The sequence below is a fragment of the Micromonospora sp. MH99 genome, assembly GCF_021442385.1.
Classification (GTDB): Bacteria; Actinomycetota; Actinomycetes; order Mycobacteriales; family Micromonosporaceae; genus Micromonospora.
The window spans coordinates 1-1,220 of the sequence record NZ_MUZA01000153.1 but is presented as its reverse complement, the minus strand read 5'-3'; the positions used below and the strand labels follow the sequence as shown (position 1 = coordinate 1,220).

Sequence of the window (1,220 nt, the reverse complement as noted above, 5' to 3'; positions counted from 1 at the left end):
CGGCAGCACCGGCCACGGCACACCGCTCGCGACGAGCAGCACGGGCAGCGCGGCGGCGGCGAACGGCAGGCCGGCCAGCAGCGGTGGGCGCACCCGCCGACCGGCCAGCGCCGCGGCCACCGCCAACGCGACAAGCGCCAGCCCGGTGGGGAACAGCCCCCGATCGGCGGTCGCGGTCGGCGCCCCGGACCAGACCGGCCCCGGGACGCCGTACGGGATGAACAGCGCGCTGAGGATCGTCGGCAGCGCGGCCAGCACCGCGACCCCCGCCAGCACGACACCCGACGCCCTCAGCAGACCCCCGGCCGCCGACGGCCCCCCGACCGTCGACGGCCCCCCGATGGTTGACGCCCCCCCGATCGTCGGATCCCACGATTCCGACGGCCCTTCGGCGTCCACCACCGGCCCCCCAGCGGCCGACGGCCCCCCGACCGCCGTCCGCTGCGCGGGGCCGTCCGGCTCGTCGCCGAGCGCCGGCAGGCCCCAGCGGGCGACGAGGGCGACGCCCAGCGCCGCCAGCGCGGCGTACGGCGTCACGGGCTCGTTCCCCGCCGCCACCAGCGGCGAGACCCCGGCCGCGAGCACCGCGACCGCGCCGCCCGTCACCGCGTACTCGATCAGGTCGACCCGGTGGCGACGCACCGCGAGCGCCGCGACCAGCGACAGCCCGGCGGCGAGCAGCGCGGCTCGCGCCTGCCACCAGGGCTGCACGCCGGCCGCGAAGAGCGCCACCGCGGCGATGGCGGGCAGCGCCAGGTGTGCGGCCAGCAGACCGACGCCCGCCACCCATCGGTACGGCCCGTCGGCCGTCCGCACCGCCAACGCCACCCCGAGCACGGTGCCGATGCCCAGCACCACCACGACGCCGAGCGGATCGGCCAAGGCCACCAGCAGCGCGTGCCCGATCAGGACGGCGCCCCCGGCCGCCCAGCCGAGCAGGGTGGCCGCCCGGGTCGTCGGGCGGGCCAGTACGGCGAGCACCAGAGCTACCCCGCCGGCCAGGTCCACGGCCACCACCGTCGCCCACGACGCCGTCCAGCCGATGGGCACGGCGAGCAGCAGCACCACCGCGCCGGCGGTGGCCAGCCCCGCCCACGCGCGGCGGGGCAGCAACGACGCGGCCGCCCCCAGCGCCAGCGCGACGGCGGGCGCCACCTGCCAACCCCAGCTCAGATCCGGCCCCCACCCGGCCCCGTGCCAGGGCGGCAGCGACCGGGCGG

The 1,220-nt window shown here is 79.6% G+C and carries 1 pseudogene; it reads right to left on the bottom strand.

The features are described from left to right. Positions 1-1,220 (bottom strand): annotated as a pseudogene (locus B0E54_RS32280) (hypothetical protein); the annotation flags it as partial.